Here is a 20142-nt window from a genome sequence, read left to right on the forward strand (position 1 = left end):
ACGTGATGTCTCGCATCGCGAAGGCAGCAGGAGTCGCCCTCGGCACCGGTGCCGTGGTCATCGGCGGCGCCGGCATGGCCCTGGCGGACGCGGGCGCCGACGGCGCCGCTGTCGGCTCGCCCGGCGTCCTGTCCGGCAACGTCGTCCAGGTCCCGATCCACATCCCGGTCAACGTCTGCGGGAACACCGTCAACGTGATCGGTCTCCTGAACCCGGCCTTCGGCAACAGCTGCGCCAACGTCAGCGACAGCCACAAGGGCAACCCCGGCCCGGGTGGACACGGCGGCTACGGCAGCTGATCGTCCGTACGCGGCACCAGAGCCCCGGCACCTCGAGCGCCGGGGCTCTTCCGCTGTCCGGTCCGGCCCGGGGCGGGACCGTCAACGAGATCAGGCGTACCGGTAGATCCCGCTGACGTCCTCCAGCTGATCCGGTGTCACGTTCCACGGCGGCAGCTTCTCGTGCCGGGCCACGACCCGCTCGTACTGGTCGCTGGCCGGACCGGGCGGCCTCGCGGGCAGGTAGCGGGCCCCGCTGTGCCGCCGCTGCCAGCGGTACCAGCACAGGTCGATGAAGGCGTGGTGCAGCCAGAAGACGGGGTCGTTGACGGACGCGCCGCCGACCATGGCCCCGCCGACCCAGCGGTGCACCCGGTTGTGGTTGCGCCAGGAGACACTGCCCCGCCCGCTCCCCCACCCCTCCAGCTTGTTGCGGAAGCCCTTGGTCACCGTCGAGTTCCACGGGGAGACGTCGTAGACGGGGTCGGCGAGCGCCCCCTCCAGCTCGCTCCTGGTCGGCAACGCGAGCGGAGCGGCGGCGCGCCCGAGGTCCCGGGTGAGGAACTCCCCGTCGGTGACGCCCTCCCTGAGCGTCCAGTTGCCGCTCGTGTAGGCGAACGGCCCGGTCATCACCTGGCGGTCCGAGCGCCGCCCGTTGCCGCCGAGGAGGTCCCTGGTCCAGGGCACGGACGTCGTCGTGCGGTCCCGGGTCCAGTCCCAGTAGGGCACCGTCACCGACGAGTCCACCCGGCGCAGCGCCCGCTCCAGGTCCAGCAGGAAGCGGCGGTGCCAGGGCAGGAAGGAGGGCGCCATGTGGGCCGTACGCAGACCGTCCTCGCCGTCGGAGACGTAGTACTGGATGTGGGTGCGCACGAACTCGTCGTACTCGCCGCGCCGTTTCAGCTCCAGCATCGCGTTGACGAACCGCCGCTTCTCGCCGGCGGTCAGGGTGCTGACGTCCTTACGCGTGTACACCACGGTGGCCCCCCATGTGCGCGTGACCGTCCGTCAGGGCGGCCGTGTCGCGCAGTCGCTGCCCGGGGCCCAGTTCGTCGACGGCGGCGCGGGCCGCCTCCAGCGGGGTGGGGTACGAGCGGTAGTGGTCGACCATGCTCAGCCAGCTGCCGTCGGCGCGGCGCATGAGGTGCAGCGGCCGGCCGTCCACGGTGACGTGCCACGGGGCGGCGCCGGCGCCGACGGGGTGTCCGGCGGCGGTCGTCCGCGAGCCCCGGATGCGCCGGCCGCGGTGCGTCTCCTCGAACTCGTGGGCCGGGTCCACCGGCGGCTCGGGCCTGCGCAGCGGACGGGAGGCCGCGACGACCGGGGCCAGCGCCATGGCCACGGCCGCGGCGAGCAGCCCGCGCACCGCGTCCCGCCGCGCGGTGCGTACCGCCCCGGGTCTCACCGCCCCCGTCCCGGCCCCCGCCACTCCCCCACCGACGCTGACGACCATCGTGTGCTCCTCGTCCGGTTCCGATGTACACAGCCGTAACCGCCCGAGGGCCCCCGTGGTCACTCCCGCGGCCCGGGCGGTACGGGGAGGACCCGACGGGGTCCGGGCCTCCTGCCCGCGCGCCCGTGACCGTGCCGGGGCGGTCCTACAGACCCGGTCCCAGGCCCAGCTCGGCGCCGGGCACCGCCTGCAGGACCGGGGCGAGGATGCCCGCCTGCGGGAGCTTCGTGTCCGGCAGGCCCATGTGGTCGGGGTTCGGCCGGGTCAACGGGGCGTCCACGCTCAGGCCGGGCGACAGGGTGCGCAGGTCGGAGACGGGCACGCCGACACCGACGTGGTCGAATTCCGTTCCGAGGACGTGGGGCACGGGCGCCCGCATGCCCGCGCCGGGCAGACCGCCGGTGATCGGCAGCTGCGGCAGGGTCCGCGCGGGAAGGAGCCGGCCCTCTACGAACTGCGGGCCGTCCGGCTTCCCGGGCCTGGGCAGCGGGATCTCGCCGCTCAGACTGGGCAGCTCCATGTTGAGGCTCTTCTCGGCGCCTTCCAGGGGCACCGGGACGGGGACCGTGCCGACCGCGGCGGCGGGCGCGGCGGCCGCGCCCATGGCGGCCGCGACGCCCGTGACGACGGCGGCAAGGGTTCCTCGGGTGGTCGACTTCATGGCAGGTGCGGTCCCTTTCAGGGGTCGGGGGCTCAACGTCCTTACCGCGTAACGATCCTGGGGCGGCCACCAGCGCAAGAATCCCCCGGGTGCCGCAGTAGTACGACGAACCGACAGCGGCCGGTCAGCCGGTCCAGAAGTCCCACCAGCGGGTCAGGACCAGCATCCCGACGATCCCGGTGTGCGCGACCGGGGGCACCCAGGCGAACTCGTCGAGGAACGCCCTCACCGGGGCGGGCGCGGGCAGGAACCGGTGGCGTACGGCGTGCGCGAGGACGTACCAGAACAGCAGGATGGTGGCGACCCACACCAGACAGCACCACAGGCACAGGGCGTTGATCCGGTACAGCGACTCGAACTGCAGCCACGACACGAACCCGACGCCGAACAGGCAGCCGGCGCCGAGGAGCAGCCAGTACCAGCGGGGGAAGCGGGCACCGGCGAGCAGGCTCATGCCGACGCAGATCACGATGCCGTAGGACACCAGGCCCAGCATCGGGTTGGGGAATCCGAAGGCCGAGGCCTGGTCGCTCTTCATGACGCTGCCGCAGGACACCACCGGGTTGAGACTGCAGCCGGGGGTGAAGTCCGGGTCCTCCAGCAGCTTGAACTTGTCGAGCGTGATGACCCAGGAGGCCAGCAGCCCGGCCGCCCCCGTGACCACCAGCAGGAGGGCGAAGGCCCGCCCGGCGCCCGTCGGTTCCGGCGGGGGCCGCCCCGGGCCGGTCACGGCGTCAGGCGCGCAGGCTGCGGGCCGGCAGCACGATGTGCGCGGCGGCGTCCAGGGTCTCGTCGGCGTTGACGAACGCGGCGAGCGCCTCAGGATCGACGGACTCGCCCGGCTCGGCCTCGGTCCAGGCACGGGTGGTGAAGATCAGGTAGGCGAAGCCGCGGGCCTCGACGGCCTCCAGCCACTCCGGCGGCACGGTGCACTGGACGTTGAGCTTCGGCATGGTGAGGACGGCCTGGCCCGCGACGACGAGCAGACCGACCGGGAGGCTGGGGCGGGCGATGCCGTCGACCAGTTCCCGGCCGACCGGCAGGCCGTTGTCCGTCAGCAGCCGCTCGACCGCCGCGGAGGTCGTCTCCGGCCCGCCCTCGGCGTTCCCGAGGGAACAGACCAGGAGGTGGGGGATGTCGATGCCGTCGGCGTTCTCCCCGCTCCAGGGCAGTACGACGACGGTGCCCAGGTCGGCGGAGCTGAAGGGCCGGGTTTCGCTTGAGGTTGAGGTCACCGGGGGACCATACCGACGCTCGGCACGGCCGCCGGGCGCGTTCTCACCCGAGCGGGCGAGGGGCCGCCGTGCCTCCACACGAACGAGGGACGGGCTCGAACAGCGCGAAGGGCCGATCCCCCGGCCCTGGACGGCCACCGAGGAATCGGCCCTTTCCCGGATGTCCCCGGTGCCGGGAGAAGCGGGTTCAGCCGCCGATGGGAAGAACGCCGGCAATTCCGCCGTCGTTGTTCAGGTCCTGCGTCGCGCCCTTCACGGTGTTGAGCATGGAGCCCTTGTTCTCGGTGTCGAGCGCGTCCGACTGGTGCTGCAGCGGCATCACGTCGATGGGACCCCTGGTGAGCGCGTTCACGGCGCCGTTGAGGCTGGTGGGCGTGAGGTCGGCGCTGTTGTAGGCGAACGCGGGCGCTGCGGCACCGGCGAGGACCAGGGAACCGGCAACGACAGCAGCGGCCTTCAGGGACTTCATCGTGTTCCTTTCTTCGGCAACTCATGTCGCCAGAGGGAATTCTGACGCCGTGCCCAACGAGTTGCGGCCTGAGCGGAAACCCTTCCTATGAGTCCTCATATGAGATCCCGCCCGTCGGCAGGGCCGGCGGGCTCGGTGGGCTCGGCAGGCTCGGTGCGGGCAGCTTTCCGCCGAGGAGGGTGGCGGCGACGGTGTTGACGAGGCTCGTCACGGTGGTGGTGACCGCCGGGGTCACCTGAGCGGCCTCCCCCGAGGTCACCGCCTTGATCAGCTCGTCGATCGCCTTCTGGAGCGCGGCCAGGGCGTCCCCGATGACGTCGGCGGGAGCGCCACCGGTCCTTGTGAGCGCGGGGAGCGCGGGGAGCGTGGTCGCCGGGGTGGCCGCCGCCGCTCCGGTGACCTTGGCGATGGCGTCCTTCACGGCGGTGCCGAGCTCGGCGGCGTCGGCGGCGGGGAGTTGGCCGTTGTCGGCCTTGAGCACGGCGTTCAGGAGGTCGGTGGCCGGGGTGAGCACGCCGCCGAGGTCGCCGAGGCTCTTGACCTGGGCGAGGAGTGCGTCCGCGTCGGGGAGGGGCGCACGGGACGCGGCGTGGGCCCGCTCCCGGGCCGGGTCGGCTGCGACGGCGGCCGGACCGGCCAGGCCGACCAGGAGGGCGGCGCACAGTGCGGTGGACGCGATACGCCGTGCGGGCAGACCACGCATGGGGGTTCCCTTCGATGAGCTCCGGATCTGTGCCCACCGTGAATTCACCCCCTGCGCCCCGCAACTCGTACCCCCCGTTCGGGGCAACGCAGACCGGCCGCTCTCCCGCGTGGGAACACGGGAGGGCGGCCGGCCTACGGGGTGGCGTGTGAACGTCAGTCGTTCTCGCACTGGTTGCCGAACGCCGGGTTCAGCAGGGCGATGATGTCGACGGTGTTGCCGCAGACGTTGACCGGGACGTGAACCGGAACCTGGACGACGTTGCCCGACAGCACGCCCGGGGAGTGGGCGGCGGCGGCCTGCGCGCCACTGTCGGCAGCGGCGATGCCCGCACCACCGGCGACGGCCGCGGCGGCAACGGAGGTCAGGGCCAGGCCCTTCGCGATACGCGACATGGAGAGTTGCTCCTTGGGGGTTGACACAAACACCCGGGCGGATGCCCGGCGTTGTGTCAACGCGTGGCGCCCGCCCGGGTTGTGCGGCCAAAGGGGTGATCTGCCGGGACCGCGGCTGCGCGACGCCGACACGGTAGACCGATTTGACAGTAATAGTCCGGATCGCGGCTAGAGTTGCGGACCTCCCGGCGCCCCCACGGACGGCACGTCGCACGCATGGGGCGCCGTACCTTCCCGAAAGGGCGACGCCGGTCATGCACAGATCCCCGGGTCCACTGCTGCGCCCCGCGATGGCGGGGGTGATCCTGCTGGCGGCCCTGTGCACGCCGGTCCGCGCGCAGGCGGTGACGCCCGCCCCCGAGGCCGCGGAGGCGCGGCGGCTCCCCTTCACCGAGCGCTACCGCGCGACGCAGCACGGCGGCATCGTCCGCGCGGCCAACACCTCCGTCAGCTGCCGTGCCACCGGCCCGCAGGCCACGCCGACCTGCCCGGCCGTACGCGCGGGCGGCAAGGGCGCCAACGGCGACTTCGACATGTTCTACGTCGACGTCGACCGCGACCCCAACACCTACAACTCCTCCCGCGCCGAGGTCCGGCTGCCGGAGGGCTCGCGGGTGACGTACGCGCGCCTGTACTGGGGCGGCAATCTGCGGGTGGGCGAGCAGAAGCCGCCGAAGGACAACGGGCGGGTGCTGATCGCCGAGCCCGGTGGCCGGTACAAGGCGTTTCTCGCGGACACCGTGGTGGGCCACCGGGTGGCGCACGGCGCGGACGCCTTCCAGGCCTCGGCGGACGTCACGGGTCTGGTCCGGGACAGCGGTTCGGGCCTGTACACGGTGGCCCAGGTCAACGCGGCGATGGGCAGGTCCACGGCCGGGGCGTGGGGCGGCTGGACGCTGGTGGTGGCGTACGAGAACCCGGACCTGCCGCTGCGGCACCTCGCCGTCCTGGACGGCTTCGACGCCCTGCACTCCCGTACCGCCCAGGAGATCCGGCTGGGCGGGCTGCGTCTGGCGGGGCACGGCACCGGCCGGGTTGGACTCGTCGCGTACGACGGCGACCGCGGCCGCACGGGTGATTCGCTCACCGTGTCGACCGGCCGCGGTCCGCACACCGTGCTCGCCGGTCCCGGCGGCCCCCGCGACGACGTGCTGAACTCGACGATCTCCGAGGCGGGGGCGCCCGCGCCGGAGCGTGTGCCCTCCTACGCGCACACCCTCGGTTACGACTCGGACGTGTTCGAACTCGGGAACGCTCTGCGGCGCGGCGGTGACCACCTGGCCTTCCGGCTCGTTTCCCAGCGGGACGCGGCATGGGCCGGCGCGCTCTTCGTCGTCGCCGACGCCCGGCAGCAGGCGCGTTCCGGCCCGTCCCGAGCACATCCGTGAGCGAGGAAACCGCGCAATGCACCAGTCAGCAACCGACCCAAGGCCGCGGGTCCTGCACGTCACGCAACCCGTGGACGGCGGGGTCGCCCGGGTGGTGACGGACCTGGCGCGGGCCCAGGTCGCCGCCGGTCTGCACGTCACGGTGGCCTGCCCGGACAGCCTCCTCGCCGCGGACCTGCGGGCCCTCGGCGCGGACGTACGGCGGTGGCGGGCGACGCGTTCGCCGGGTCCGGCACTCCTCGGGGAGGTACGGCGCCTCGCCCGGGTGATCGAGGAGGTGCGGCCCGATCTGGTGCACGCGCACAGCGCGAAGGCCGGACTGGCCGGACGGATCGCCGTACGGGGGCGGATCCCGACCGTGTTCCAGCCGCACGCCTGGTCGTTCGAGGCGGTCGGCGGCGTCACCGCCGCCCTCGCGCTCGGCTGGGAGCGGCGGGCGGCGCGCTGGTCCGCGCGGACGGTGTGCGTCAGCGAGGCGGAGCGGCGGACGGGGCTGCGGGCCGGGATCGCGGGGCGGTGGAGCGTGATCCCCAACGGGATCGACACCGAACGCTTCCGTCCCGCCGCCGCGGACACCGCACGGGCGGAACTCCTGCCCGGGATCGATCCGGCGGCGCCGCTCGTGGTGTGCGTGGGGCGGCTGTGCCGGCAGAAGGGGCAGGACGTCCTGCTGCGGTCCTGGGACGCGGTGCTGCGACGGGTTCCGCGGGCGCGCCTCGTGCTGGTCGGGAACGGGCCCGAGGAGGGCCGCCTGCGTGCACGAGCCCCGGAGTCCGTGCTGTTCACGGGGGCTGTCGCCGATGCCGTGCCCTGGTACCGGGCCGCCGATCTGGTCGTCCTGCCGTCGCGCTGGGAGGGCATGGCGCTCGCCCCGCTGGAGGCGATGGCCTGCGGGCGGCCCGTGGTGGTGACGGACGTGGACGGCGCCCGGGAGAGCCTGCCGCCCGCGCTCGCGCCGCGCTGCCTGGTGCCCCCGGAGAACCCGGCGGCGCTGGCCGACGCCGTCGCCGCACTGCTGCCCGACCCGTCGCTGCGCGCGTCGCTCGGCCACCAGGGGCGCCGTCACGTCCTGTCCACGCACGACGTGCGGCACACGTCCGAGGCGGTGGCGGGCCTGTACCGCGGCCTGCTCGACGCCGGGCCCGCCGCGCGCGTCGCGCCCACCGAGTACAGGGAGCCCATCCACTCGTGACCGCGGAAAGCACCGTCCCCTCCCCCGGCGGACAGACCAGGGACCTGGGATTCCCCTCCGTCTCGATCATGCCGCCGCGCGGCTCCGGCTCGGGATTCAGGTTCCCCGCCCGGCGGCCCCCGGCCCGCCCCGCCTCCCCGGTCCCGCTGCTCACCGCGGACCTCGTCGCCGCCCTGGTGGGAGCGTGCGCGTTCTCCGGTGACCGGTGGCGGCCGCTGCTCGTGGCGGTGCTGGTGGCCGCCTCGGTGCTGCTGCGCCCGCTGCCGCCCCGCCAGGTGGCCGGCGTCCTCGACGAACTGCCCGCCGTCTGCGCCAGGATCGCGGTCGCCTGGCTGGTCCTCGCCGCCGCGGTGGCCTCCTACGACGCGGACCGGGCACTGTCGCCGACCGTCCTCCTCGTCGGCTTCCTGCTCCAGTCGGTGACGGCCTGCGCGGGACGCGGCACCGTACGCCGGGGGCAGCGCCTCGCCCGGCTCTCCCGGCCGCACGCCGCGCTCGTCGTCGGTCCGGCGGCGACCGCGCAGCGCGTGGCCGCCGCCGTACTGCGCCATCCGGGCTGCGGGGTGCGGCCGGTGGGGATCGTGACCGAACAGCCCGAGGGCGGCGAGGGGCTGCCCGTGCTGACCACCGGCGAGGAGGTCGAGCGGGCGCTCATCCAGAACGGTGTACGGGACGTCCTGACCGTCCACCCGTCCGTACGGTCCCGGCAGGGGCCGCTGCTGCGGGCGCTCGCCGAGTCGGGCTGCGCGGTGTGGGAGATCGACGCGGAGTCGCCGTCGTACGAGATGCGGGAGCAGCTCGCCGGGTTCTCCTGCCGGCGCCTGGTGATGGGGTCGCGGCGGCGGGGCAGCGCCGGGAAGCGGGCGCTGGACGTGGTCGTGTCCGGGACGCTGCTGTTGCTGGTCAGCCCGCTGCTGCTGGTGTGCGCGGTGGCGTTGCGGCTGACCGGCGGTCCGGGCGTGGTGTTCCGGCAGGAGCGGATCGGCAAGGAGGGCAAGCCGTTCACGCTGCTGAAGTTCCGCACCCACCGGCCGGTCGACGCGCACGAGGCGGCGACGCGCTGGAGCGTGGCGAACGAGCACCGGATGCCGTGGCTGTGCCGCTTCCTGCGACGCACCTCGATGGACGAGCTGCTCCAGCTGTGGAACGTCCTGCGGGGCGACATGAGCCTGGTCGGTCCGCGGCCCGAACGCCCCTACTTCGTCACGAAGTTCAGCCAGACCTACCCCGGTTACGCGGCCCGCCACCGGATGCGGACCGGCATCACCGGGCTCGCCCAGATCCACGGTCTGCGCGGTGACACCTCGATCGAGGACCGTTGCCGCTTCGACAACGCGTACATCGACAACTGGTCGCTGTGGCAGGACATCTGCATCCTGCTGCGCACCGCGGCCACGCTCGTGCGTCCGACGGGGAGCTGAGCGCGCATGAGTCTCGCGCTGAGCCTGCCACGGGTGCGGGAGCTGACTCCCGTACTGCCGGTGGTGGCCGTGGTCGCCCTGCTGGCACTGCCGGTGTCGCCGACCGCCGAGAGCGGTGCGGGTCCGGCCGACGCGGTCTCCGGCCTCGTGGTGCTGTACTGCGTGGTCCGGCTGCTGCGCGAACGGCGGCGCCCCCTGTCGCGGACGGCGGCCGTCGTCCTCGGCCTGCCGGTGGCGGGGCTGGCCGTGGCCGCGGTGGGCGCCTCCTCGCCGGCCGCCGGACTCACCGGCATGGGCCGCTACCTCCAGGTCTTCGTACTGGTCCCGGCGGCCGTGCTGATGCTGGTCCGGGACCGGCGCGACTTCCGGCTGCTGGCCTGGTCGCTGGTGGCCCTCGCCGGGTGGCAGGGCGCGCTCGGCGTGCACCAGTACGCGACCGGGACCGGCGCTTCCTACCAGGGGGAGGACATCCGGGCCGTCGGCACCTTCGGGGCGGCGGACGTGATGGGGATGGCGACCGTCGTCTCCTTCGGTCTGGTGTGCGCGCTCGGACTGGCCCTGGGACAGGCGTCCGTACGGCAGCGGGCCGTCGCCGCCGGGTGCGTGCTCGCGCTGCTCCTGCCGCTCGCGCTGTCCTTCAGCCGGGGTGCGTGGATCGCCACGGCCGTGACCTGCTCGGTGCAGCTGGTGCTGGCCGGGCTGCGGCGGGCGCTTGCGGTGGGGGCCGTGGTGGCCGCCGTCGGTGTGGTCCTGGTGGGCGGCTTCGGGGTCGGTTCGGCCCAGCTGCAGGAGCGGATCAGCAGCATCACACAGGTCACCGACGCACCCGACCAGTCCGTCACCGACCGGTACACCATGTGGGCGGCGGCCGTCGGCATGTGGCGCGAACAGCCGCTGACGGGCGTGGGGTTGAAGGGTTTCCCCGAGCAGCGGGACGCGCACGCCTCGCTGGCCCTGTCGGCCGGCAGCGACACGGAGGGCGCGGGGGCGGCCTTCCGGCGGCAGCCGCTGCTGTCCCCCCACAACATGTACCTCCTCGTGCTCGCCGAACAGGGTCTGATCGGCCTGCTCGCCCTCGCGGGCGGCTGGCTGGCGCTGCTGGTGTGCGGGCTGCGGGGGCTGGTGCGGGCGCGCGGGTCCGGGCGGGGGCTCGACTGCGCGCTCGTCGGCTGCGGACTGCTGGTGTGGCAGCTGACGGACTTCGCCTACGCGGACATCGGCGGCCCCTCGACGGTGCTGACCGCGGTGTGCTTCGGGGTGGTGGCCTGGTGGGCGCTGGTCGGAAGCGGTGCCGTGCGGGCACGGGCCGAGAGCGCTGCCGTGCCGGCGCGGGACGGGTCCGGCGCGGCCGAGGGGGCCGGGACCCGATGACGGTGACACCTCCGCATCCCTCGGGATCGACGGGGTCCGGGTCCGGAGTGGGCCCGGGGTTCGGGTCCGGGACCGGCGTGGGCCCGCGGGCCGGGTCCGGCGTGAGCTCCGGATCCGGGTCCGGCATGATCCCGGGGTCCGGTACCGGGACCGACGTGGGCCCGGGGCCCGGGGCCCGAACCGACGCAGGCCCCGGAAGCGGTGGACCGTTGATCGTCCCCCCGGCACGCAGCGCCGCCGAGCCGGTCCGCCGTGCCCCCGAACTGCCCCCCGTCTCCCGCCGTTTCCTCGCCAAGGCCACCGCCGTCACCGCCGCCCTGTCCGTCGCCGGGGCGCTGCTCGGGCTGGTGCGGGACCAGTCGCTGGCCCGGTTGTTCGGGGCCGGCAGCGGGACGGACGCCTTCCTGGTGGCGTGGACCGTGCCGGAGTTCGCGTCCACGCTGCTCATCGAGGACGGGCTGGCCTTCGTGCTGATCCCGGCGTTCAGCCTGGCCCTGGCCCGGCGTGCCCAGGGCGCCCCCGGTGACCCGGTCCGCTCCCTGGTCGGCGCCACCCTGCCCCGTCTGGTCCTGGTCTTCGTCGCCGCATCCGCACTGATCGTCGCCACCGCCCCCTACCTGGTCCAGGCCCTGGCACCGGGCCTGCCCGACCCCGCCCTGGCCGTGGACTGCACCCGGCTCACCGCGACCTGTGTGCTGAGCTTCGGGCTCGCCGGGTACTGCAGCGCGGTGCTGCGGGCGCACCGGCGGTTCCTGATGCCGGGCGCGATCTACGTGGCGTACAACACCGGCATCATCGCGGCGATGTTCGTGCTGGGCGGCGACTGGGGGGTGCGTTCGGCCGCCGTGGGTGTCGCGGCGGGCGGTGCCTTGATGGTGGCGGTCCAACTCCCGGCGATGTGGCGGCAGCTGCGTCGATCACCGGTGCGTGGAGAGGAGCCCGTCGAGACCCCGGACCGGGCGGTGACCCTGGCGCTCGTCGCCACCGTGCTGCTGTTCGCGCTGTGCCGGCAGTCCCAGGTCCTCGTCGAGCGATTCCTCGCCTCACCCCTCCCCGCCGGGGCCATCTCGCACCTGAACTACGCGCAGAAGGTGGCCCAGATCCCGATGACCCTGTCGCTGATGCTGTGCACGGTCACCTTCCCGGTGGTCGCGCGGGCCCTGGCCGACGGCGACACCGAGCGGGCCCGCGCCCGCGTGGAGCGGGACCTGGCGCTGGCCGCCTGCACGGTGCTGCTCGGCGCGGCCACGGTGATCGCGTGCGCCCCGCAGATCATCGAAGTCCTCTTCCAGCGCGGCGCGTTCACCGCCCGGGACACGGCGGCCACGGCGGGCGTGATGCGCGTGTACGCCCTCGGGCTGCTCGGCCAGACCCTGGTCGGCGCGCTGATCCGCTCGTACTTCTCCGCGGGCCGCCCCACCTGGTACCCGGTCTGCGCGATGGCCGCGGGCATCGTCGTCACCTCGTGGTCCGGCGCCTGGGCGGTGGGTCCCTGGGGCGTGTCCGGGATCGCCGCCGCCAACGCCGCCGGGATCACCGTGACGGCGTCGCTGCTGCTCGCCGGGATGGGGACCGCGTACCGGGGCGTCCCGCGCGGTGTTCCCGTGCGCACCCGGAAGGTCCTCGCGGAGCTGATCCGGCCGGTGTGCGCGGCCGCGGTCGCGACGCCGGCGGGCTGGCTCGTCGCGAACCGGGCCGGGGCACCGCTGCCGGGGCTCCTGGCGGGGTCGGCGACCGTGGCCGCCGTGTTCGTCCTGCTCGGCCTGGCCCTGGGCGCCCAGGGCTTCGCACCCGCCCTCCGTTCCGTACGGGCCGCCGCCCGTACCATCACCCGAAGGCTCCCGCATGGCCGTTGACTCCGCAGGCTCCCGCACGACGCCCCGCCGCGGTTCCGTTCCCTGGGTGGCGATGTACCACTCGGTGACGGACTGCCCGGACGACCCGTACCGCATCACCGTCACTCCCGACCGGCTGGAGCGGCAGCTGAGATGGCTCGCCCTGCGCGGGGTGCGGGGCGTGTCCATGGCCGAACTGCTGGCCGCACGCGCGCGCGGCGAGGGCCGCAGGCTGGCGGGGCTGACTTTCGACGACGGCTACGCCGACTTCGTCGACCACGCCCTGCCCGTGCTGCGCCGGCTGGACTTCGGCGCCACCCTCTTCGTGCTGCCCGGCCGGCTCGGCGGCGACAACGCCTGGGACCCGCTGGGCCCGCGCAAGCCGCTGCTCACGGCCGACGGCATCCGGCGGGCCGCCCGGGCGGGGATCGAGATCGGCTCGCACGGGCTCACGCACGTCGATTTGACGACGGTGGACGACCTCCGGCTGAAGGCCGAGGCCGTCGAGAGCCGGACCGCGCTGGAGGACCTGCTCGACGCACCGGTGGACGGCTTCTGCTACCCCTACGGCACGCTCGACCAGCGAGCCGTCGAGGCCGTCAGGAGCGCCGGGTACCGCTACGCCTGCGCCATCGACCCCGGCCCGCTCACCGGCCCGTTCGCCCTGCCCCGGCTCCACATCGGGCAGCACGACGACTCCGTACGCCTGTTCCTGAAGTACCGGCTGCACCGGCTGCGGCGGCGCCCCGTGGAGGGTGCGTGACATGAGGGCCCTGCACATCATCACCGGACTCGGCGTGGGCGGCGCCGAGCAGCAACTGCGGCTCCTGCTGCGCCACTTGCCCGCCGACTGCGAGGTCGTCACCCTCACCAACCCGGGCCCGGTCGCCGACGGGCTCGCCGCGGACGGGGTGCGGGTCACGCACCTCGGCATGGCCGGCAACCGCGACCTGGCCGCCCTGCCCCGGCTGGTGCGGCTCATCCGCCGGGGCGGCTACGACCTCGTGCACACCCATCTCTACCGTGCCTGCGTCTACGGCCGGCTCGCCGCGCGTCTCGCGGGCGTCCGGGCGGTCGTGGCCACCGAACACTCCCTGGGCGACTCGCAGATGGAGGGGCGGAGGCTCACCCCGGGCGTGCGGGCGCTGTACCTGGCCAGCGAGCGGCTCGGCCGGTCCACCGTCGCCGTCTCCCCCACGGTCGCCGACCGGCTCAGGCGCTGGGGGGTGCCCGCCCCGCGGATCGAGGTCGTCCCCAACGGCATCGACCTGGCCCGCTTCCGCTTCGACCCGGCGCGGCGGCTGCGCACCCGGCAGCGGCTCGGGCTGCCGGAGACCGCGTACGTCGTCGGCGGCATCGGCCGGCTCACGGCGGCCAAGCGGTTCGACGTGCTCATCCACGCCCTCGCCCGGCTCCCGGAGAATTACTGGCTGGTGCTGGTGGGCGGCGGGCCCGAGGAGCACGTCCTGCGGCGCACCGCGCACGAGGCGGGGGTGGCGGACCGCGTCCTGTTCACCGGCGAACGCCCCGGCGTCCCCGACGGCTCCCCCGGCCCCGACCTCCCCTCGCTCACCTCCGCGATGGATCTGCTCGCCTCGCCGTGCGCCGAGGAGGCGTTCGGGCTGGCCGTCGTGGAGGCGCTCGCCGCCGGGCTGCCCGTGCGCTACGCCGCCTGCCCCGCGGTCGAGGACCTGCCCCCGCACTCCGCGCCGGCCGCGCGCCGGGTGACGGGCGGCCCCGACGCGTTCGCCCGGGCACTGGCGGCGGCCCGCGCCGAGGGCCCCCTCCCGCGCACCGCGTCCGACGCGGCCCACCACTACAGCATCGCCCGCAGCGCCGCGCTGCTCATGGACGTCTACGCGGCGGCCCACTCCTCGTCCCCGTCACCTCACGGAGCCCGTTCCTCATGACCGAGAACCCCACCGGCCCCCGCAGCCCGTCCCGCGCCCTCACTCGCGCGAGGTCGTTGCCGGCCTGGTCCCTGCTCGCTGCCGGTGTCCTCACCGGCGGTCTGCTCGGCGGCACGTACGGCCTGGTCAAGACGCCGACGTACACGGCCACCAGCTATGTCGTAGCCGTGCCGGACGAGCGGTCCGACTCCGCGACCGCGCTGGGCTTCGCGCAGGCCTACGGCAGGGTCGCCCCCCAGCTCGCGGTGCTCGGGGACGCGCAGGTGTGGGCGGGCGTGCCGGTGCGGACGCTGCGGTCGAGCGTGCAGACGGCGACCTCGCCGGACGCGCCGATGGTCGCGATCACGGCGACCTCCTCGCGCCCGGACCTCGCCGCCGACATGGCCAACGCCGTCTCGCGCGCGCTGACCCGGCACGCGAACGACTCCCAGGCCGACACCCACGTGGAGCTGCGGCAGTTCGCCCGCGCCACCCGTCCCGACGGGCCGTCCTCGGCGTCACCGGCGGTGACGGGTCTGGTGGGGGCGAGCGCGGGCGGTCTGCTCGGCGGTCTTGTGCTGCTGGTCCGGCCCCGACGGGACACGGGCGACCCCGTACGGCCGCCGTCGGTGCCGGGCCCGGCCACCGCCGCCGACGTCCACGGGCAGCTGTGAAGTACTCCGTTGAACTCGTCACCGACGACACCGCGTTCGCCGAACTGGGCCCGGAATGGCGCCGGTTGTACGCGAGGTGCGCGGCGGCGACCCCGTTCCAGAGCCACGCCTGGCTGCACTCGTGGTGGCTGTCCTACGGAACGCGCGGACGGCTGCGTCTGCTGCTGGTCCGCGACGGCCGCGAACTCGTCGCCGCCGCGCCCCTGATGCGGGTACGGCGTCCGGTGCCGACGCTCGTGCCGCTCGGCGGGGCGATCTCCGACTACGGGGACGTGCTGCTGGACGACGAGCGCGGCGAGGAGGCGGTGAGCGCCCTCACCGAGGGGCTCGCCTCGGCGGCCCGCACCGCGCTGATCGACTTCCGTGAGGTACGGCCGGGAGGCGCGGCCGAGCGGATCTACGACCGCTGGCGCGGCCCGCGGCGCCGGGTGAGCGACTCGCTGTGCCTGGAGCTGCCCGCCGTACCGATGGACGACCTGGTCGCCCGGCTGCCCTCGGCGAAGGCCCAGCGGGTGCGGGCCAAGCTGCGCAAGCTGACCGCGCTCGGCGTCGAGCGCCAGGCGGTGCGGCCGGAGGAGGTCGACACGGCGCTGCGGCGGCTGCTGGAGCTGCACCGGCTCCAGTGGCAGGGGCGGAAGGTGACGTCGGAGCATCTGCGGAGCCGGTTCTGCGACCACCTGGTGCGCTCGGTCGAGCCGATGGTGCGCTCCGGGGACGCGGTGGTCACCGAGTTCCGCCTCGGCGAGGACGTGGTGGCCGTGGACCTCACCCTGCTGTCGCGAGGGCTGGCGGGCGGCTATCTGTACGGCGCCCATCCGCGGCTGCGGGAGAGCAAGGCGGACGTGGCGGTGATGCTGCTCGACGCGTGCGCCGAGCACACCCGCGCCGGCGGGCGCGGCACGCTGAGTTTGCTGCGCGGCAACGAGCCCTACAAGCATCACTGGCGCCCCGAACCGGTGGTCAACCAGCGGCTGTTGCTGGCCCGGCGGCGCACCGCCCCGCTGCTGTCGGCGACGCTGTGCGACGTGGCCGCCCGGCGGCGGGGCAAGGAGCTGGTGCGACGGTGGAGGGAGCGCGGTGGCGACGGGCCGTGACCGACCCGCCGCCGCCTGGGGTTCACCGGCTGCGCGACCACCAGTCGAAGCGCAGGCACAGCTTCCCGCCGAGCCAGTACTCGACCCAGTCGCCCAGTTGCAGCGGCGAGCAGTTGGCCGGGGGCGTGACCGGTGCGGTCGGAGTGGATGGCGTCGTGGGTGGCGTGGGTGGCGTGGGTGGCGTCGGGGTGGTCTGTCCGCCGGGCTTGGTCGGAGTCGGAGTCGGGGTCGGGGTCGGGTTGTCGGTGCGGCCGAAGAGCGCGGCCCGGTAGACCTGCGCGGACCTGGGGTTGTCGGCGCACTGCCAGACACCGTGCGGACAGTAGTCCGTCAGCGTGTTGTACAGCGGCTTGTGCGTGTCCATCCACGCGAGCATGCCCCGCATGTACGCGGAGTTGTCACCGTTGCGGAAGAGACCCCATTCCGGATAGGAGATGGGCTTCCCGTGGGCCTTCGCGAAGTCGACCTGGGCCTGGAGGCCGTACGGCTCCTTCACCTGCTGCTCGAACGACAGTCCGCTCGGCTGGTCGTACGAGTCCATCCCGATGATGTCGACCGTGTCGTCCCCGGGGTAGCACTGCGTCCAGGGAACGGCGTCCCGGCCACGGCTCGGAGCGAAGTCGAAGCGGAACTTCTGGCCCGGCACCGCACGCATCGTGGTGACGACCCTCTTCCAGTACGTCTTCCACGCCTCCGGGTCGGGCCCGCAGCGGTGGGTGTACGTGGTGCCGTTCATCTCCCAGCCGAGGACCAGCACGGTGTCCGGCACCTTCAGCTCGACGAGCCGCTCGGCGAGTGCGCGGAAGTGGCGGTCGTACTCCCCGGCGGCGGCCCGGCGCAGCAGCGACCGCACCTCGGAGTCGGAGACGTTCTCCTCGTTGCGCTCCATCATGGGCACGTTGAGGACCAGCAGCCGGTCGGCCTGCCGGGTGCGCCAGTCCGCCCACACGTCGAGGAAGCCGTACCGGCCCTCGATGTTGCTCCAGCGGTCGCCGGGCAGATAGGTGTGCCCGACGCGCAGCTCGGCACCGCCCAGCCAGTGACTGAGCTCGGCGATCCGGGCCACACCGCGGGGGCCGTAGTCGAGGTAGGCGCCGAAGGCGGGAACGTGCTGCGCCGGCGGGTCCGGGACCGGCGGGATCGTCGGCATCGGCGGGGTGACCGTCGGCGCCGGGACCGGCGGGGCGACCGTGGGCGTCGGAGCGGGCGGATCGGCGACCCGCGCCGTCCCCGCGGCGAAACCGGGACCCGACGCCAGGACGACCGACGCGGCGACCGCCGCCAGGGTGACCGCCAGTCGTCGGGAACGGGCCCCTCGCTGCTGTGAGGACATGCCTGCTCCTTTCTCTCCGATAACTGACACTCAGTCACGTCCATATGACCAACGCCACCGTGGTTACGGCTTTCGAGTGCACCGATCGCCCGCCCGAGTGAAACCACCCGAAGGAAATGCCCGTGTCGCTGCTCGACACCCGTGTCCCCGCCATCCTGTTGCGGATCGACCGGAACCCCTTTCACCACGGAACGCTGGGGGCCGTGCGCTCACTCGGCAGGGCCGGGGTCCAGGTCCATCTCGTCGCGGACTCCGCCGGAAGTCCCGTACGGGCATCCCGTTTCGTACGCCAGATCCACCCCCCGCCGCCGCCCGGCGCCTCCCTCGGTGACATCGCTGTCGCGCTGCGCCGGATCGCGACCGGCGTCGCGCGTCCGGCCGTACTGATCCCGATGGACGACGCGAGCGGCATCGCGGTGGGCCGGCTGCGCGAGGAACTGGCCCCCGCGTATCTGCTGCCCCAGCAGCCCGGCGCCCTGCCCGAACGCGTGGCCGACAAGGCGGAGCTGGCCGAGGTGTGCGCGGCGGCGGGCGTGCCCCATCCGCGGACGGTCGTCCCGGAGAGCGCGGACCACGCCGTGAGCGCCGCCCGGGGACTGGGCCTCCCGGTGATCGCCAAGTGGAGCCGGCCCTGGCTCGTGCCCCCGGGGACCGGGCTGCGCAGCACGGTCGTGGTCCGCTCGGCGCAGGAGGCGCGGGACCTGTACCTGCGGAGCGGGGAGGCCGGCAGCCGCCTGCTGCTTCAGGCCTTCCTGCCTCCGGGCCCCGAACGGGACTGGTTCTTCCACGGGTACGCCGACCGGTCCGGGACCGTGTGCGGCGGCGGGCCCGGCGTCAAGACACGGGCCTGGCCGCGCGGGGCCGGGCTGACGGCGGTCGGCCGCTGGGCCCCCAATCCGCAGGTGCAGCTGCTCGCCGAGCGGTTGGCGACGGAACTGGGCTACCGCGGCATCTTCGACCTCGACTTCCGCCGCTGCGGCACGACGGGGCGCTACCACCTGCTCGACTTCAACCCGCGTCCCGGGGCGCAGTTCCGGCTCTTCACCGACACCGCCGGGCTGGACGTCGTACGCGCACTGCACCTCGACCTGACCCACCGTCCGCTGCCGGACGGGGCGCCGCTGCCGGGGCGGGAGTTCGTGGTCGAGAACTACGCCCCGCTCACCGCGCTGCGGCCCGCCCCTCCCGCCGGGCGCGAACTGGCCTGGAACGCGCGGGACGACCGGGGGCCCGGACGGGCCATGTGGGGCCTGTGGGCACGCCATGTGCGGTGCCGGCTGCTGGCCCGCGCCTCCGGCACCGCCCTTTCCACCGGGTCGCCCCGCGCCCTGCTCCAGGACCCCCTCCACAACCTCCCCCACGACCTGTCCGGCGACGACGCGTCCGACGGCGTCCGGGACGAGAAGGCGAGCAGTTGCTGATGTACGACCTGCTGGTGGTGGGCGCCGGACCCTACGGCCTGTCCGTCGCCTCCCACGCCGCGGCCGCCGGGCTCGGGCTGCGTGTCCTCGGCCGGCCCATGGCGTCCTGGCGCGACCACATGCCCCGGGGCATGTTCCTCAAGTCGGAGCCATGGGCCTCCAACCTCTCCGATCCGGAAGGCCGTTGGCGGCTGGACCGGTACTGCGCGGACCGGCGGGTCGGCGCCCGGCACGGGGAGCCGATCCCGGTGGAGACGTTCGCCGAGTACGGCCTGTGGTTCGCCCGCAACTGCGTCCCCGAGGTCGACGAACGCACGGTGACCCGGGTGTCCCCCTGCCCCGGCGGCTTCGAGGCGGTCACGGAGGACGGACAGGTCGTGCACGCCCGTACGGTCGCCCTGGCGGTCGGTGTGATCCCCTTCGTCGAGATCCCGACGGCCCTGCGCGACCTGCCCCCGTCCCTCGTCTCGCACAGCAGCCACCACCACGACCTCTCCCGCTTCCGCGGCCGGGACGTGACGGTCGTCGGGGGCGGCCAGGCGGCGCTGGAGACGGCGGCACTGCTCGCCGAACAGGGCACGCGGGTCAGGGTGCTGGTGCGTTCCGGCCACCTGTCCTGGAACGACGTGCCACCTCCCTGGGAACGCCCCTGGTGGCAGTCGGCCCGCGCCCCGCACAGCGGCCTGGGCTGCGGCTGGCGCAACTGGTTCTACGCCGAACGCCCCGGTCTCTTCCACCGCCTCCCGGAATCGACCCGCACCCGCGTCACCTCGACGGCGCTCGGCCCGGCGGGCGCGTGGTGGGTGCGGGACCGGGTCGAGGGGGTGGTGCAGGTCCTGCCCGGTCACGAGGTCGCGTCGGCACGGTCGGTGGGTGACGGGACCGGGGTGCGGCTGGAGGTGGTCCGCCGGACCGGTGGCGAGGAGGCCGGGGCCGTCACGGTCCTGGAGACCGACCACGTCATCGCGGCTACGGGGTTCACGGCCACCTGTGACCGTCTGACCCTCCTCTCCCCCGAACTGCGCGCTGCCCTCACGACGACGGCGGCCGGTTCACCGCGGGTGAGTCCGGCCTTCGAGTCCTCGCACGCCGGTCTCTTCCTGGCCGGCCTGATCACCGCACCGGAGTTCGGCCCGGCGATGCGGTTCGTGCAGGGGGCGGGCTACACGGCGGGGACGCTGGTACGGGGAGTACGGCGTCGGCTGCGGGACGGGGGCGTGGGTGCGGTGGTTCCGGCGCCGGGGAGGCGGGGGCGCAGCGGGGCGCCGGCGGGTGCGCGCGGCTGACGGCCCGCCTTGGACCGGGGCGCGGGTGCCGGACGTTCGCTGTC

21 protein-coding genes are annotated in these 20142 nt (G+C 74.2%); 12 read left to right on the top strand and 9 right to left on the bottom strand.

Annotation, left to right across the window (positions count from 1 at the left end; translation table 11 throughout):
* Positions 1-5 precede the first annotated feature (5 nt).
* Positions 6-299, top strand: a complete 294-nt coding sequence (locus tag M2163_RS20100) for a chaplin (protein WP_280851422.1) — start codon at positions 6-8, stop codon at positions 297-299.
* Positions 300-389: 90 nt separating this feature from the next.
* On the opposite strand, the gene M2163_RS20105 is transcribed toward M2163_RS20100, so the two are convergent.
* The 8 genes from M2163_RS20105 to chpG form a co-directional block, all read right to left on the bottom strand.
* Positions 390-1256, bottom strand: a complete 867-nt coding sequence (locus M2163_RS20105) for a tyrosinase family protein (RefSeq protein WP_280851421.1) — start codon at positions 1254-1256, stop codon at positions 390-392.
* Positions 1240-1731 (bottom strand): tyrosinase family oxidase copper chaperone, encoded by a 492-nt coding sequence (locus tag M2163_RS20110; protein ID WP_280851420.1) that lies wholly within the window; start codon positions 1729-1731, stop codon positions 1240-1242. Before M2163_RS20110 ends, M2163_RS20105 begins: the two co-directional genes overlap by 17 nt.
* 145 nt (positions 1732-1876) lie before the next feature.
* Positions 1877-2392 (bottom strand): hypothetical protein, encoded by a 516-nt coding sequence (locus M2163_RS20115; protein WP_280851419.1) that lies wholly within the window; start codon positions 2390-2392, stop codon positions 1877-1879.
* Positions 2393-2516: 124 nt separating this feature from the next.
* Positions 2517-3122, bottom strand: coding sequence for a vitamin K epoxide reductase family protein (locus M2163_RS20120; protein ID WP_280851418.1), 606 nt, complete (start codon positions 3120-3122; stop codon positions 2517-2519).
* 4 nt (positions 3123-3126) lie between these two features.
* On the bottom strand, positions 3127-3627 hold the full coding sequence (locus tag M2163_RS20125) for a DUF5949 family protein (protein WP_280851417.1): 501 nt from the start codon (positions 3625-3627) through the stop codon (positions 3127-3129).
* Positions 3628-3814: 187 nt separating this feature from the next.
* On the bottom strand, positions 3815-4096 hold the full coding sequence (locus M2163_RS20130) for a hypothetical protein (protein ID WP_280851416.1): 282 nt from the start codon (positions 4094-4096) through the stop codon (positions 3815-3817).
* A gap of 85 nt (positions 4097-4181) precedes the next feature.
* Positions 4182-4799, bottom strand: a complete 618-nt coding sequence (locus M2163_RS20135; RefSeq protein ID WP_280894620.1) for a hypothetical protein — start codon at positions 4797-4799, stop codon at positions 4182-4184.
* Positions 4800-4954: 155 nt separating this feature from the next.
* A complete protein-coding gene (gene chpG, locus M2163_RS20140) occupies positions 4955-5194 on the bottom strand; it encodes a chaplin ChpG (protein WP_037721718.1) in 240 nt (79 codons plus the stop codon).
* 254 nt (positions 5195-5448) lie between these two features.
* On the opposite strand from chpG, the gene M2163_RS20145 reads away from it, so the two are divergent.
* From M2163_RS20145 to M2163_RS20185, 9 genes are read left to right on the top strand one after another with little or no spacing between them, the layout of a single operon-like run.
* Positions 5449-6582: a DUF3344 domain-containing protein gene (locus M2163_RS20145; protein WP_280894621.1), complete on the top strand. Its 1134-nt coding sequence runs from the start codon at positions 5449-5451 to the stop codon at positions 6580-6582.
* A 16-nt stretch (positions 6583-6598) separates the two neighbouring features.
* Positions 6599-7774, top strand: coding sequence for a glycosyltransferase (locus M2163_RS20150; RefSeq protein WP_280894622.1), 1176 nt, complete (start codon positions 6599-6601; stop codon positions 7772-7774).
* The gene (locus tag M2163_RS20155) at positions 7771-9195 is read left to right on the top strand and encodes an exopolysaccharide biosynthesis polyprenyl glycosylphosphotransferase (RefSeq protein WP_280894623.1); all 1425 of its coding nucleotides are present in this window, start codon (positions 7771-7773) and stop codon (positions 9193-9195) included. Before M2163_RS20150 ends, M2163_RS20155 begins: the two co-directional genes overlap by 4 nt.
* Before the next feature lie 6 nt (positions 9196-9201).
* The gene (locus tag M2163_RS20160; protein ID WP_280894624.1) at positions 9202-10566 is read left to right on the top strand and encodes an O-antigen ligase family protein; all 1365 of its coding nucleotides are present in this window, start codon (positions 9202-9204) and stop codon (positions 10564-10566) included.
* Positions 10563-12422, top strand: coding sequence for a lipid II flippase MurJ (locus M2163_RS20165; RefSeq protein ID WP_280894625.1), 1860 nt, complete (start codon positions 10563-10565; stop codon positions 12420-12422). The genes M2163_RS20160 and M2163_RS20165 overlap by 4 nt, the downstream gene beginning before the upstream one ends.
* A complete protein-coding gene (locus tag M2163_RS20170; protein ID WP_280894626.1) occupies positions 12412-13164 on the top strand; it encodes a polysaccharide deacetylase family protein in 753 nt (250 codons plus the stop codon). Before M2163_RS20165 ends, M2163_RS20170 begins: the two co-directional genes overlap by 11 nt.
* A 1-nt stretch (position 13165) precedes the next feature.
* Positions 13166-14311: a glycosyltransferase gene (locus M2163_RS20175; protein WP_280894627.1), complete on the top strand. Its 1146-nt coding sequence runs from the start codon at positions 13166-13168 to the stop codon at positions 14309-14311.
* A complete protein-coding gene (locus tag M2163_RS20180) occupies positions 14308-14964 on the top strand; it encodes a lipopolysaccharide biosynthesis protein (protein WP_280894628.1) in 657 nt (218 codons plus the stop codon). The genes M2163_RS20175 and M2163_RS20180 overlap by 4 nt, the downstream gene beginning before the upstream one ends.
* Positions 14961-16058 (top strand): GNAT family N-acetyltransferase, encoded by a 1098-nt coding sequence (locus M2163_RS20185; protein WP_280894629.1) that lies wholly within the window; start codon positions 14961-14963, stop codon positions 16056-16058. The genes M2163_RS20180 and M2163_RS20185 overlap by 4 nt, the downstream gene beginning before the upstream one ends.
* 22 nt (positions 16059-16080) lie before the next feature.
* Here the strand turns inward: M2163_RS20185 and M2163_RS20190 are convergent, their stop codons facing one another.
* Positions 16081-17391 (bottom strand): glycosyl hydrolase, encoded by a 1311-nt coding sequence (locus tag M2163_RS20190; RefSeq protein ID WP_280894630.1) that lies wholly within the window; start codon positions 17389-17391, stop codon positions 16081-16083.
* Positions 17392-17507: 116 nt separating this feature from the next.
* Here M2163_RS20190 and M2163_RS20195 point away from each other — a divergent pair, with 116 nt between their 5' ends.
* Both M2163_RS20195 and M2163_RS20200 read left to right on the top strand, forming a co-directional pair.
* Positions 17508-18812: an ATP-grasp domain-containing protein gene (locus M2163_RS20195; protein ID WP_280894631.1), complete on the top strand. Its 1305-nt coding sequence runs from the start codon at positions 17508-17510 to the stop codon at positions 18810-18812.
* A complete protein-coding gene (locus tag M2163_RS20200; RefSeq protein ID WP_280854195.1) occupies positions 18812-20098 on the top strand; it encodes an NAD(P)-binding domain-containing protein in 1287 nt (428 codons plus the stop codon). Before M2163_RS20195 ends, M2163_RS20200 begins: the two co-directional genes overlap by 1 nt.
* Positions 20099-20142: the final 44 nt, after the last annotated feature.

This window comes from Streptomyces sp. SAI-135 (genome assembly GCF_029893805.1).
GTDB lineage: Bacteria > Actinomycetota > Actinomycetes > Streptomycetales > Streptomycetaceae > Streptomyces.